Below are 13,879 nucleotides of genomic sequence, written 5' to 3' on the forward strand. Positions count from 1 at the left end.
GCCCTTTTATTATTATTGGTTAAACAAGAGAATGTGGTATGATTTCTTTTAGTAATAATGAAAGAAATAGGTGAGTCAAATGAATCCTGACATTTTATCCGAACTATTGGAGATAACCGAGGAAGAAAAAGCGATCCTCGAGCAACAGTCAGATGTGAGTAAGGAATTATACACAAGTAATAAGAATTTTATTATTGAAAGTGAGAAGTTCCTTAGTAAAGATAAAATGATTATGGTGCGAAAACATACAAGGTTTGTCGATTTTCCCCTTCATAAACATGATTATATTGAGGCTAATTTTGTCTTCAATGGGGAATTGAGACAGACAGTCGGCGGCCGGCCAATCACCTTAAAGAAAGGTGAACTTCTCCTGCTAAACCAGCATATTGAACATGAAATTAAAGCCTCTGGAAAAGAGGATATCGTCATCAACTTAATCATTCGCCCGGCCTTCTTTGAGTTTATTTTTTCTTTTTTAAGCTCTGAAAATATCGTCAGTGACTTCTTATTAAACAGTTTATACAATAACACCCAAAACGGTCAGTATTTGTACTTTAAAGTTTCTGAGGTCGAGTCAATTCAACACTTCATGGGAAAAATGATTTATGAAATTATGTATCCGTCTACTTTTTCTGAGTCAGCCATCAAGCTTTATATGGGACTCTTAATGATAGAACTCATCAAAAACTCCGATAAGGTGGAACGGAAAGAAGAGGCATCGGTTCATCATTACTTGATAGTGGAATCACTTAAATATATTGAGGAACATTTTAAGCATGCCTCACTTTATGAATTATCTGGAAAATTAAACCAACCCCACTATGGACTCAGTAAGATCATCAAAAAAGCCACTTCGTTTACTTTTAAAGAATTACTTCAGGAAAAGCGGCTTGAAAAAGCGAAAGAATTATTAGAAGGAACTCATCTGCCGATATCGGAAATCGTGGAGCAGGTTGGTTATGATAATATCAGTTATTTTTATCGAATTTTTAAAGAAAAATATGGTCAAACACCAAAGAAATTTCGTGATCATGTTGTGGAGCGATGACGTCAAAACGCCCATCTCTCTTGTTTAAATCCAAAATCAATCCCAGGTCTTCCTATAATAGGAATAAAAGAGAAAGTCGAGTGAATAATAATTCACGACTAAAATACTCAAAGACTAGGATTGGTTCAATGAAATATTTCATTCCCATAATGTCTGTTATTCTCCTATTATCCAGTTCAAGCTTGGCCACCGACTTTGCCGATGCAAGCAAAAGAGAACCAGACATAAAAACCATTAGATCCAAAAAATCACAAGAAGACAATGTGGAACTTTTGCCTAATATCAATTACTCCAAAGAGGACTCTAATTCGGCAAAACTACATCTTCTTATCCCTAAAAATGCTAACAAACTACTTCCTCTGATTATCTTTATTAAGGGAGGAGGCTGGGGCAAGAATCATCCTCAAAAGTCCTTTAGCTTTATTCCGCAATTAGTCCAATTTGCCAGGCAGGGCTATGTGGTTGCTAGTGTCCAGCATCGGACCAGTCATGAAGCCAAATTTCCTGCCCAGCTTCATGATATAAAAGCTGCGGTCCGTTATCTTAAGGCTAACGCGGAGCAATACCATATCAATCCAGCAAGAGTGGGTGTTTGGGGCAGTTCTTCAGGCGGACACCTCGCCGCGTTATTAGGAACTACCGGAGGTGTTGACCCATTAGAAGGGGATGTTGGACATCCCAGTTTGGACAGCCGTGTTCAAGCTGTGGTGGATTGGTATGGTCCAACTGACTTTTTGCAAATGAGTAAGTTTCCATCGGAGGTTGACTTTGATGCGCCGGATTCACCTGAGTCCATGTTGATTGGTGGGCCAATTCAGGAACTCCCGGAAAAAGTGAAACTTGCCAATCCTATCACCTACATCACACCGGATGATCCCCCATTTTTAATCATGCATGGAGACAAAGACAAGAGGGTTCCCTATAACCAAAGTGTCTTGCTATATCAAGCATTAAAAAAAGCAAATGTAGAGGTAACCATGTACCAAATCCAAGGGGCAGGGCATGGCGGATTCTCACAGCCCACTATCCTCAACATTGTTCATAAATACTTTGACCGCCATTTAAAAAGGTGACTATAGTCACCTTTTTTTCTTTGTAAACGGTTTTATAGCAAGATTGCCCAATTTGTTAAAAATCTGGTAATAAAATGTTCATACTTTTTCGTTTCAATAGTAATAGCACCAAAAAACAATTTAACATTTTTTGGAAATTTTTTTCTCTTGATTGTCCTTTAGGAATTTCTTAATTTTTTCTTAAGGTTAAACAGTTATAGTAAACGGGCAGGTCAAATGAAGTAAAGGAGGTATTTTCTTATTTGAAAAAAATTCATCTTTACGAAATAGATTTCATGCGGACTTTTATCATGCTAGGAGTGCTTTCTGTACATACCATGACCATTTTTACAAATGAAATGGAGAAAGGGACATTTCCTTCTTTGGCTATGTCGGCTGTCCACTCTTCCATGCATGTAACGAGAATGGGGTTTATGTTCATTACGGGATTGGTATTGTTTATCACTTACTATCCTAAAGAATTTCATATTCTTTCATTTTGGAAGAAGAGACTTTCGTTAATAGCTATTCCTTACCTGTTTTGGAATATCGTTTATATCTTATTCCGCAGTACTTATTCGCTTGATTTTAATGGCTCATTTTTATCATTTCTAAAAGAGCTGGTAACCTCTCTCCTCCAGGGGGATGAATTTTACATTTATTTCGTATTAGTTAGTTTTCAGTTCTATCTTGTATTTCCTTTCCTGCTATTTGCAATAAGGAAATATGAAAAATGGCATCCCCAGATTTTTATTGGCAGTGTCATCTTCCAATTGGCACTCATGACTTTTTATAAATTTGGGATTCCGCACATTGACCGGTCTGGCTGGCCCTATTTGCTCTCACATTACGGGGTGTTTGTTTTGACCTATCAATGCTGGTTTATTGCTGGAGGCATGGTGGCGTGCCATTACGAAAAAATTAGCCGATTCATAGAAAAACATACAAAGTCAATTATGATTAGCTTGCTATCGGGTGTTTTTCTCATGTGGTTTTATTACTATTACAATCGGTTTTTTCTTTTGCTAACGGAAAATAAAGCACAGGAACCGCATCAGCCGTTATTTCTCCCTTATAGCCTACTGGTGATTGCAGCATTGTTAATTTTTGGAAAAAGGTGGGCAGGGCATCGAACAGAGCAAAAGTGGCAGCCTTTCAGCGCGTATATCATGCTTGCTTCTAAAACTTCGTTTGGTATGTTTCTTGTCCAGCCATTTCCCTTGTTTATCGTCAAACAGGTGGCTCCGATGCTTTCCGACATGAAGTGGCTGTATGTGTTGGCTATACCGTTATCCATTCTATTTGTCTATGGTTCATCCATGTTCCTGTCCTACTGGCTGAATAAATTGCCACTCGTTTCATACGTGGTGGGGAGAAAATCAAGCATAACGAATTCAGGAAGAGCCGTAACGGCTCGAGGCAATTTGTAAAGATATTAAAGGAGATGATTATATGTCTGTTTTAGCAGACCGGCTTAAATTTTCACTGTCAATGTCCAAATCCATTATTCATGATGATGACAAGTGGTATTTAACCAATGATTTACTTATGGATATATCTCAAGTGCAGGATTGTTTAGCCAGCGCTGGTGTTCAAAAAGGGGAGCGAATTTTAGTGAGTTTCCCCAATTCGTATAAGTTTGTCAGTATATTTCTTGCGATTATTAATTATGGAGCGGTAGTGGTTCCGATTAATCCGAACATGCCAGAATATGAATTTCTCACCTTCGTAGAGCGGTGCCGGCCAGTATGTGCTTTTATTGGCCATGAGCATGGCAATATCTTATTAAACTACCATGTTTCTAATCTATCGTTAAACACATTGTTTGTCGTTGATGCAAATTCTTTTTTATATAAAAGGTATGAAAATGGGGGGGCAGCATGGCTGCAGAATGATCCGAATGGAAAAATAGTCCATTATAAACCGCATCAAACTTCCGAGGATTCAGTAGCGATTTTGCTCTATACTTCTGGAACTACAGGGAGACCGAAAGCAGTTGGTTTAAGTCACGGACAAATCCTGGCATCCATAGAAAATATTATTGACTCTCATAAATTGGGCGAGCAGGATGTCACTTATTGCTTTTTGCCATTATTCCATATAAACGCACAAGTGGTTGTTGTCCTATCCACGATTCTATCTAATGGAAAAATGGTTATCGCACCAAAATTCAGCGCGTCGAAGTTTTGGAATGTGATGAATAAACACAAGGTGACATGGGTTTCTGCTGTTCCGGCAGTCATTTCCATTCTATTAAATACACCTAAGCCTGAACATATTTCCAATAGTCTGCGTTTTATTCGATCCGCATCCTCCCAGCTGCCAATGGTAAATGCCCGCCGTTTTGAACAACGATTTGGTGTTCCCATTATCCAATCTTATGGAATGACGGAAGCAGCCAGTCAAATTTGTGTAAATCCACTCCCTCCCAATAAACGAGTCTTAGGTTCTGTTGGCTTGCCAATCGGTTTGGATTTAAAAATTTTGGACCAACAAGGACGGCAATGTTTGGCAAACAAGATAGGAGAAATCGTGATTAAAGGGAGTAATGTAATCCATTCCTACATTGAAGCTGACAATCAGGATGATTTTCAGGATGGCTGGTTTCATACCGGAGACCTGGGGTATGTCGATAAAGATGGCTATGTTTTTATTGTCGGCAGGATAAAAGAAATGATCAACCGAGGCGGAGAAAAGGTTAGTCCGTATGAAGTGGAAGATGTGATTAGGCAGATACCTGCAGTCAAGGAAGCAGCAGTGGTCGGAGTGCCGCATCAGCTGTATGGAGAAATGGTTGTTTCCTATATTGTTTGCCATGAAAATCAAGGAACTCCTGACGGAATTAAGGAGAAGATTATGGCTCATTGCCAACATTCGCTGTCAGGCTATAAATGTCCATCCGAGGTCTATATTGTAGACGAAATACCGGTAGGACCGACGGGGAAAATTCAAAGGACCAGATTAAGAGAGTTAAGACCTGATTCCTTGCAACATATGAAGAACAAAAAACTCGAGGTAAAGTAACAGGATGATACAAAAGGGTTGTGATAAACAGTGAAAAAAACAAAAAGATTTATTTCCATATTGGCATTTCTAATGGTCTTCTGCCTTTTAGCTGCCGGTTGTGGAAATAGCAGCAGTCAATCTGACAATACCGAAGATAAGATTGTCCGAATTGGCTATCAGAAAAATGGGCCGCTTTATATTGTTAAATCATTAGGATCATTGGATGAGAAGTTAGGGGAATTAGGGTATAAAGTGGAATGGAAAGAATTCCAGGATGGGCCTTCCCTTTTAGAGGCATTAAATGCAGGAAGCATTGATTTCGGCAGAACAGGTAATACACCACCGATTTTTTCACAAAGCTCAGGTTCTAAGTTACGATATGTTGCTGCCGGCAAGTCCAAATATGAAGGAAGCGGGATATTGGTCCAAAAGGATTCCTCCATTCAAAGTCTTAGTGATTTAAAAGGGAAAAAGATCGCTTTTTCCAAAGGATCGAGCTCTCATTACTTAGTAGTAAAGGCCCTTGAAAAAGCAGGCCTTTCATTGAAAGATATTGAGCCGGTTTATTTAACTCCCGGTAACGCCCGTATCGCCTTTGAACAAGGGCAAGTAGATGCGTGGGCCGTTTGGGACCCTTATACCTCGTCAACGGAAGTGAGTTCCGATGCGAGACTTCTGGTGAATGGAGAAGGTTTGACCACTGACCGTGATTTCTTCGTATCATCTGAAGATTTTGCTAAAAATAATTCGGATGTGATCGATGCGATCCTTAAACAAATAACTGAATCCATGGACTGGGCGAATAATAACCATCAGGAATTAATTACCCTCCTATCAAAGGCACTAAAGATGGATACGGAATCTGTCACAAAGGCAGTGGAGAGACGCGTATATGGGGTTGAGGAAATATCAGATGAAATTATCGAGGAACAGCAGCAAATCGCTGATTTATTTTACAAGTTAAATATCATCCCGAAAAAGATTTCGGTAAAAGAGGCAGTAATGGACGATTAATGGAGGTGGAAACATTGGGGAATAAAGTACGAGGAGCGAAATGGCTCCCTTGGTTGATTCCAATGGTGATCTTGATCTTATGGCAACTTCTAAGTGAAGCAGGCATCATACCTTCTAAAATCTTGCCATCACCGACGGATGTGATTAAGGCAGGCGTGGAACTTTCTGCTTCGGGTGAACTGTCCGGCCATATCTCAATCAGCCTATGGAGGGCACTAATCGGTTTTATCATTGGCGGCTCCCTTGGATTTGCCCTTGGCTTGTTTAACGGGCTGTTTAAATATTTTGATTTACTATTTGACACGTCCATACAGATGTTAAGAAACATACCCCATCTGGCATTAATCCCGCTGGTGATTTTATGGTTTGGTATTGATGAAACGTCAAAAATATTCCTTGTTGCATTGGGAGTTCTGTTTCCAGTTTATATCAATACTTACCATGGCATAAAATCAGTGGATAAAGGGTTAATTGAGATGGGGAAAGCATATGGCTTAAAGGGTTTCACTCTTTTTGCCCAAGTCATTTTTCCAGGGGCATTGTCTTCAATCTTAGTAGGGGTTCGTTATTCACTGGGAATTATGTGGACGACCTTAATCGTGGCCGAAACCATTTCAGCCAATTCCGGAATCGGTTATATGGCGATGAATGCCCGGGAATTTATGCAGATGGATATCATTGTTTTAAGTATTTTGATCTATGCATTACTGGGAAAACTCTCTGATTGGATTGCAAAATTATTTGAAAACAAGTGGCTGGTGTGGAGGCAGTTGTCCTGAAACTTTTAAAAATCTTTAAGAGAGGCAGGTATTAGAAAATGGAGCAATTGGTTTTACAAGATGTAAAAAAATCATATAACCAGCTACAAGTGTTAAAAGGAATTAACCTTAGTTTTAGACAAGGAGAATTCATCTCTATTGTTGGAAAGAGTGGATGCGGGAAAAGCACTTTGCTTCGGATTATTGCGGGATTAGAAAAAGTAAGCGGCGGTCATGTCCTGATGAACGGAAATCAAATACAGGGTTTAAACAAAGAAGCCCGAATGATGTTTCAAGATGGCCGGCTCCTGCCCTGGAAGCGAATCCTGCAAAACATTGGAATGGGGCTAACCGGTGATTGGAAAGACAAAGCGATGGAAAGATTGCGGAGTGTCGGACTAGAGGACCGGGCCCAACAATTCCCATCCTCCCTATCAGGAGGTCAAAAGCAACGCGTTGCACTAGCACGGGCACTCGTCCATGAACCTCAGCTCTTACTTTTGGACGAGCCTCTCGGAGCATTGGATGCATTAACGAGAATGGAGATGCAGCAGTTAATCGAATCCATTTGGCAAAAAAACCAATTTACCACGATATTGGTCACACATGATGTGGAAGAGGCAGTCCTTCTATCGGACCGAATTATTGTACTGAAAGATGGTAAAGTTGCTCTGGACCAGATCATTGACATGCCAAGGCCAAGACATCGTTCCCACCCTTCATTCAATAGATATTCAGAAGAGATCCTGGCTCAAATTTTAAATCAGGACATGGAAAAGAAGAAAGACAAATTCAAGATTGTTTAATTTTTAGTCTCTGTTAAACGATATTGTTGATATTTTAGACCCTGTTGATTGGAGCGGAAATCAATATTTAACAGAGGTAATTTCTATATTGCAAAATTTAACAATTTGTTCATAATTCGGTAACAACTTTTGGGCATCCTACCATCTGTAATAACCATCAAACCCACTTTTAGGAGGAAATTACAGATGAGAAAAGTGCAGCTCACCTACCTTTTTATTGTTGCATTAATCATTGGATTGGCAGGCCCTGTCCAAGTTTTTGCAGCAGAGGAGCAGTCCCATGGTAAAACTGAAATGGCTCATGATCATGGACATTTTAGGCCGGATCCAGAGTTTATAAAAAAACAAGCGGAATCGCTAGGAATTAAAACAGATGGTAAAGATACAGAAACCCTAGCAAAAGAAATCAGGGAAGTATTTATTAAAAAGAGGGCTCAGGAGCTAGGGATCGACACCAAAGGAAAAGATATCGATACTTTAGCAAAGGAAGTCTATGAAACGCAAATTAAACAAGAAGCAAAAGAGCTGGGAATTTCAGCAGAGGGCAAGGAAATAAGGGATTTAGCACAAGAGGTTCGGGAAACCCAAATCAAAAACAAGGCCAAAGAGCTAGGGATCTCAACTGAAGGAAAAGAATTAATGGATCTAGCCCGAGAAGTTCACGAAACTCAAGTGAAAAAGGACGCCAAAGAACTGGGGATTTCTACGGATAACAAAAACGTTCACGAAATTGCCCGTGAGGTCCGAGAAAAGCGAATTTTCCTGGCTGCTGAAAAATTGGGAATGGAAACCCAAAATAAGTCTGCTGATCAACTTTTCGAGGAGATTATGACGAAGCATCCGGATCAATTGGAGGAGTTGGGGCTTTTTCCAGGTAAGCATTCCAGCATGCATTTCTTAGGCGGTTCAAAAGAAAATTAATCATACAAAGGGGAGTCTGAATTTTAATGGAGGACTCCCTTTGTGTTTTATTTTTCCTTTTATAGAAAGGAGTAAGAGGGAACATGAGGGAGAAGAGGAAAACGAACAAAATACTCTTTTTTAGGTTAAGAATTTTATTCATCATTGTGTTTTTCCTTTTTTCAACGTTGATTCTAAGGCTTGGTAACCTGCAAATTGTCCATGGGGAAGAATATAAGGAGGATAGTGAAAAAACGACAAAAACGGAATATTCCTGGACTACTCCGCGTGGAAAAATTTTCGACCGAAATGGGATTTTATTAGTCGATAATGAAGCGATTTACACGTTAACCTATACGGACCCTTATAATAAAGATACCCAGCAGGACAGGCTGCAATTAGCGAAAAAGCTGGCAACATATATTGACGTTACGACAGATAAGGTAACGGAAAGGGATAAGAAAGATTATTGGATCTTAACAAGAAAAGAAGAAGCCTATGCGAAATTAACGGAAAAAGAAAAAAAGAAATTGGATGATCAGGAGGAATACCAGCTTATCCTTAAACGGATTAGCGATAAAGAACTAGAAAGTATAACGGATGATGAAATGAAAGTTCTTGCGATTAAGCGGGAAATGGATGTAGACACTTCTTCCGCCAAACGAATAAAGTCAGGATTAACGACAGAAGAAATGGCCATAGTCAATGAACACTTAGAGTATCTTCCTGGGGTCGAGGTGAAAGTGGATTCAGAGCGCAAATATGTGTTAGACAATACCCTTAGACAGCTCTTCGGCAATGTCGGGCAAATACCCGAGGAGGATTCTGCTTCCTACAAAAAGTCGGGCTATGATTTAAGTGACCTGGTGGGTACCAGTTTTATTGAACAGCAATATGAGGATGTGCTTCGTGGAACGAAGGAAAAACAAACTTATGTAAAGGATAAAGATGGAGAAGTCTCTAATGTAAAAGTCACTTCAGGGGAACCGGGTAAGGATTTAATCTTGACAGTGGATTCTAACCTGCAACAACAGGTTGAAACCATCATGGAGGAAGAATTGCAAAAAGACCAAAATGCAAACAGTGCATATGTGGTAATGAGCAATCCAAAAACCGGGGAAATATTGGCGATTGCAGGCAAGAAAAAAACCTCAAATGGGATAACCGATGAACTATACGGAACTTTTTACAACTCATATGCAATGGGTTCAGCTGTAAAAGGTGCAACTGTTTTAACTGGCTATCAAACAGGTGCGATTTCCCCAGGGGATACGTTTGTAGACGAGCCAATAAAAATTAGTGGAACGCCTGTTAAAAAATCGTATGTCAATATGGGAAGAATTAATGAATTAACTGCCCTAGAGCGTTCTTCCAATGTTTATATGTTTAACATAGCTATGAAAATAGGAGAATATGATTATACCAGCAAGACAGGTTTCAACAATCCCAAGAAATCCTATGAAACAATGAGAAAATACTTTGGTGAATTTGGATTAGGGGTTAAAACCGGAATCGATTTACCTGATGAAGCAACAGGTTACAATGGTGGAGTACAAAAACTTGGGAACTTAATGGATTTTGCAATTGGACAATTTGATACGTATACTCCTTTGCAGCTGCTTCAATATGTTTCAACCATAGCAAATGACGGAAATCGTGTTCAGCCCCATTTTATGAAGGAAGTCCGCAGCGTAACCGACGGAAGCGGAAAGGCTGGAGAAGTTGAGGAGGAATATCAGACCAATCTATTAAACAAAATCGACATGGATTTGTCCTATATTAAGCGGGTCCAAGAAGGCTTTCATCTGGTCATGAGTGATGCTCAGGGAACCGGTGCTTCAGCTTTTAAAGGAGCGTCATATGACCCTGCCGGCAAAACAGGCACCGCTCAAGTCTATAATGGAAATGGCGGCTACAATTACAATCTAACGTTAGTGGGCTATGCTCCCTATAATAATCCAGAAGTGGCTTTTACAGTGGTTGTTCCGAATGTAAAAACAGAAAGCGGCATCAATAAGGCAATTGGCAGGAAAATTTTGGATGCTTATTTTCAAAATAAATAAATGAAGTGGAACATACTTCAGAACCTGTAAATCAATTCTCCAAACAAATGGAAACCCGTACACACTTTCTGTACGGGTTTGTTGTTCTGGATTATACCCATCATTCCATTCATTACATTTGCAGCTGCTTCAACTCATAAAATTTTCCGTTATGAGTCATTAATTCATCGTACGTGCCAAATTCCACACACCGGCCATTTTCAATAACCGCAATTTTATCCGCATTTCGTATCGTAGAAAGGCGGTGGGCGACTATAAAGGTAGTCCGGTCCTGACATAAAACGTTAAGGGCCTCTTGGATTTTCTTCTCCGAACGGCTGTCTAATGCTGAAGTGGCTTCATCTAAAATAATCACCTTTGGATTCCGGATTAGGGCCCTTGCAATTGAGATTCTCTGCCTTTGACCGCCGGAAAGCTTATCTCCGTGTTCTCCGATTCTTGTGTCCAAACCATCCGGAAGTTTCTGAACCACATCCCATAAATTGGCAGCCTTTAACACTTTTTCTAACTCTTCTTCCGTAACAGATGGTTTCCCATAAGTAATATTCTGGCGAATCGTTCCAGAGAATAAAATGGTTGCCTGTGGGACCACAGCCAAATGATTGCGGAATGAGCGTAAATCAAGGGCGGCCATATCTTTGCCATCCAACAGAATTTTCCCTTCAGTCGGCTGAATAAACCCAATAAGCAAATTCATAATCGTTGACTTACCTGAGCCGGATTCACCGACAAAAGCAATCGTTTCCCCTTGCTGTACGTCTATGTTTATATCATTAAGGATATTTTGCTCAGTGTTTGGATAACGATAGCTAACATGCTGCAATGAAAAACTTCCATGGACTTGCTTGAGCTTTAGCTTGTTCTCATGTTTTTCGACTTCTCCAGCCGTCAAAATTTCACCAATGGAGTCCACCGATTCCATCCCTTTGGCAATAGTAGGGATGATGGTAATAATACCAGAAACGGAGTTTACGACTGTCGTAAAGTAGGTTTGATACATGACGACTTCCCCAGGTGTGATGGTTCCACGATATGCTAGAATGCCAGTGAATGCTAAACAAATGATTTGGAAAATTTGAAAGCTGGCCCAGCTCACTGAACCAAACCACGATTGAATAATATCCAACTGAAACCCTTTTTGTAAAACCTGCTGAAATCGATAAGTTAACCGTGACACTTCCTGTTTTTCCAATGCGTGTGCCCGGGCAATCGGGACCAATTCGATCATTTCAATAACACTTGCTGAGGTTTCTTCCATTTCTCTACGGAAAGCTGAGTTAGAGGTTTTGATTTTATTGCGGAACAACACAATGATTATAGCTGAAATAGGGACGGTCAAAATAAAGAAAATAAACACGGTGGGACTTTTGTATAAGGTAATTCCCAGTGCCACTACTAAATTCACAAGAATATTTAAGCTGCTGACAAAAACTTGAGAAGACAATGTTTGAACGGCTTCCACGTCCCGCATGATTTTGGATTGAAGCCGACCTGACTGCAATTCCTTTTGATAGGGGATGGAAAGTTCCTGTAATTTTTTTATTAGTGAGCCACGTAAACCTGATTCCACACTGCGGATTGCATAGCTATTCAGTTTCGTATGATAGTAGTTTGTGATAATGTTTTGCAGCACCAATATGAACATAACAATGGCATTTATGTAGATGGTCCGAATAGGATTTCCGTCATGGCTGGTGGCAGCATTAATGACATTGGCGATGGCAATGGGCATGACCCAGGCAGGGATGTGTTTGATGATATAAAACACCGCGGAGAAAAACAGCCGCAAGTAATTCCCCTTATATAATCGTACCAGCACCTTAAAAGAACTCTTTTGATTTTTGGCATAAATTTGTTGGATATCGGACTCCATACTATTCAGCTCCCAGGAAGGTTTTTAAAACTATGTAATAGAGTTGAGAAGCCGTTTCTTGATGGTGATGATGCATAATGCACACGTTAACATTTTTGGGTGAAAAAGTACTCTTCGATAATTAACTTATTAGTATAAAAAACCTGCAGGGTTAGATTGCTAGAATTTTCTATTTTTGATAACGCTCACATTTTATAATCTATCCATTCTTTTGTCAATCAGAATTTTAATCAAAGGATGGCTCTATTGTCGGATAGACTGATCCCACTGTCGCATGGAGTGACGCAATTGTCGGTTAAAGTGCCACAACTGCCGCATAGGGCAACTCCACTGTCGTTAAGCAATCTAAACTAACAAATTTCATAAGGAATGAGCATGTGGAATAAACATCAAAACAATGAGGTGAATTTTTTATCGGGGGGAAACAGCATGAATGGCACATTTGAGAGCACCGCAAGCTTTGAACATCGGTTTTGGCTTCAAATATTGGGAGACCATTCAAGGTTTATTCATGAGGCCTTAACGCCTGTTCAGACGGAGGAAATCCGAGCGGCCGAAAGCTTTATCCAGGTTTTTGATTCCCTCCTCGAACGCGCAAACTCGTCAAACCCTAATCTAATGCAATTATCCGCCCAAATTGAACCGCAGGTAGACCAATTAAGGGAATTTAAGTTAGAACTCATCAGGAAGCATTTAATTGGGAAGATCAAGATTCACTTGTCTCCTACCTTTATCAGTCATATGGTAAACGAGTTGGAAGAGTATAAAAGGATTTTAACCCATTTAAGATCGGGTCAAATACCGCCAATTTATCATGAACTCCATCATCATTTATTGTGGTTATTAGATGCAGCCGGCCATTCAGAGGCTATTTCGTCCAACTTGGATGCGGTGGAAAAGAAACTGAGGGAGAAGAGTGATTCATTCACGAAGAACTTTGAAGCCTTTTATTTAAAAGCAGTGGAACTTGCTGGCTATTTAAGAGCCAATTTGACTTCGTTTCCCGCTTTGACAAAAATGAATTCCGACGCCCAATTGGAAATAAAGTTATTTCAAAATTTTCTGGTTGAAATTGAAGAATTTCGGCTAAGCCACCAAGCATTAGGAACTTTTGCACCGTTAATGGCGGACCATATGTACCGGGAGGAATGCTATTATCTGCTGAAGTTAGCGGAGTCAGCGAACCTAACGCCGCCTAATTGTGACCCTGCTAAACCGCGGCTGCAAGAGTAAAACATTTGGGGGAATGAAGGGCAGTTATTCAAAAACTGCACTTTTGCCTCTGAAAAAGCTAAAGTGATAAATTTTAAGAACACTAGCACCCATCAGCATCATAAGTTGTAGTATCCAAATAGTGAG

The 13,879-nt window shown here is 40.0% G+C and carries 11 protein-coding genes; 10 read left to right on the plus strand and 1 reads right to left on the minus strand.

Annotated features, from left to right (window positions below; genetic code table 11):
* Positions 1-79: 79 nt before the first annotated feature.
* The 9 genes from ACY8D0_RS06010 to ACY8D0_RS06050 all read left to right on the plus strand — a co-directional run bounded on the left by ACY8D0_RS06010 (position 80) and on the right by ACY8D0_RS06050 (position 10,647).
* Complete coding sequence (locus ACY8D0_RS06010) at positions 80-1,048, plus strand: AraC family transcriptional regulator (protein ID WP_462409566.1); 969 nt, start codon at positions 80-82, stop codon at positions 1,046-1,048.
* 128 nt (positions 1,049-1,176) lie between these two features.
* Entirely contained in the window at positions 1,177-2,121 is a 945-nt protein-coding gene (locus ACY8D0_RS06015; protein WP_462409567.1) for a prolyl oligopeptidase family serine peptidase, read from the plus strand.
* 242 nt (positions 2,122-2,363) lie between these two features.
* Complete coding sequence (locus ACY8D0_RS06020; protein ID WP_462409568.1) at positions 2,364-3,530, plus strand: acyltransferase; 1,167 nt, start codon at positions 2,364-2,366, stop codon at positions 3,528-3,530.
* Between the two features lie 22 nt (positions 3,531-3,552).
* Positions 3,553-5,124, plus strand: a complete 1,572-nt coding sequence (locus ACY8D0_RS06025) for an AMP-binding protein (RefSeq protein WP_462409569.1) — start codon at positions 3,553-3,555, stop codon at positions 5,122-5,124.
* Between the two features lie 30 nt (positions 5,125-5,154).
* Complete coding sequence (locus ACY8D0_RS06030) at positions 5,155-6,120, plus strand: sulfonate ABC transporter substrate-binding protein (RefSeq protein ID WP_462409570.1); 966 nt, start codon at positions 5,155-5,157, stop codon at positions 6,118-6,120.
* A 14-nt stretch (positions 6,121-6,134) separates the two neighbouring features.
* Complete coding sequence (gene ssuC, locus ACY8D0_RS06035; protein WP_462409571.1) at positions 6,135-6,899, plus strand: aliphatic sulfonate ABC transporter permease SsuC; 765 nt, start codon at positions 6,135-6,137, stop codon at positions 6,897-6,899.
* Between the two features lie 38 nt (positions 6,900-6,937).
* Positions 6,938-7,684 carry an ABC transporter ATP-binding protein gene (locus tag ACY8D0_RS06040; protein WP_462409572.1) on the plus strand — a complete coding sequence of 249 codons (747 nt, stop codon included), beginning with the start codon at positions 6,938-6,940 and terminating at the stop codon, positions 7,682-7,684.
* Positions 7,685-7,870: 186 nt separating this feature from the next.
* Positions 7,871-8,605 (plus strand): hypothetical protein, encoded by a 735-nt coding sequence (locus tag ACY8D0_RS06045; protein ID WP_462409573.1) that lies wholly within the window; start codon positions 7,871-7,873, stop codon positions 8,603-8,605.
* Between the two features lie 83 nt (positions 8,606-8,688).
* The gene (locus tag ACY8D0_RS06050) at positions 8,689-10,647 is read left to right on the plus strand and encodes a peptidoglycan D,D-transpeptidase FtsI family protein (RefSeq protein WP_462409574.1); all 1,959 of its coding nucleotides are present in this window, start codon (positions 8,689-8,691) and stop codon (positions 10,645-10,647) included.
* A 112-nt stretch (positions 10,648-10,759) separates the two neighbouring features.
* Here the strand turns inward: ACY8D0_RS06050 and ACY8D0_RS06055 are convergent, their stop codons facing one another.
* A complete protein-coding gene (locus tag ACY8D0_RS06055; protein WP_462409575.1) occupies positions 10,760-12,520 on the minus strand; it encodes an ABC transporter ATP-binding protein in 1,761 nt (586 codons plus the stop codon).
* Positions 12,521-12,949: 429 nt separating this feature from the next.
* Here ACY8D0_RS06055 and ACY8D0_RS06060 point away from each other — a divergent pair, with 429 nt between their 5' ends.
* Complete coding sequence (locus tag ACY8D0_RS06060; protein WP_462409576.1) at positions 12,950-13,753, plus strand: DUF2935 domain-containing protein; 804 nt, start codon at positions 12,950-12,952, stop codon at positions 13,751-13,753.
* Positions 13,754-13,879: the final 126 nt, after the last annotated feature.

Source organism: Neobacillus camarae (genome assembly GCF_054950115.1).

Bases quoted from the DNA above. Each gene is read 5' to 3' on its own strand.
- ACY8D0_RS06050 (WP_462409574.1), top strand. From the start codon at position 8,689: ATGAGGGAGAAGAGGAAAACGAACAAAATACTCTTTTTTAGGTTAAGA.
- ACY8D0_RS06015 (WP_462409567.1), top strand. From the start codon at position 1,177: ATGAAATATTTCATTCCCATAATGTCTGTTATTCTCCTATTATCCAGT.
- ACY8D0_RS06025 (WP_462409569.1), top strand. From the start codon at position 3,553: ATGTCTGTTTTAGCAGACCGGCTTAAATTTTCACTGTCAATGTCCAAA.
- ACY8D0_RS06010 (WP_462409566.1), top strand. From the start codon at position 80: ATGAATCCTGACATTTTATCCGAACTATTGGAGATAACCGAGGAAGAA.
- ACY8D0_RS06055 (WP_462409575.1), bottom strand. From the start codon at position 12,520: ATGGAGTCCGATATCCAACAAATTTATGCCAAAAATCAAAAGAGTTCT.
- ACY8D0_RS06045 (WP_462409573.1), top strand. From the start codon at position 7,871: ATGAGAAAAGTGCAGCTCACCTACCTTTTTATTGTTGCATTAATCATT.
- ACY8D0_RS06060 (WP_462409576.1), top strand. From the start codon at position 12,950: ATGAATGGCACATTTGAGAGCACCGCAAGCTTTGAACATCGGTTTTGG.
- ACY8D0_RS06040 (WP_462409572.1), top strand. From the start codon at position 6,938: ATGGAGCAATTGGTTTTACAAGATGTAAAAAAATCATATAACCAGCTA.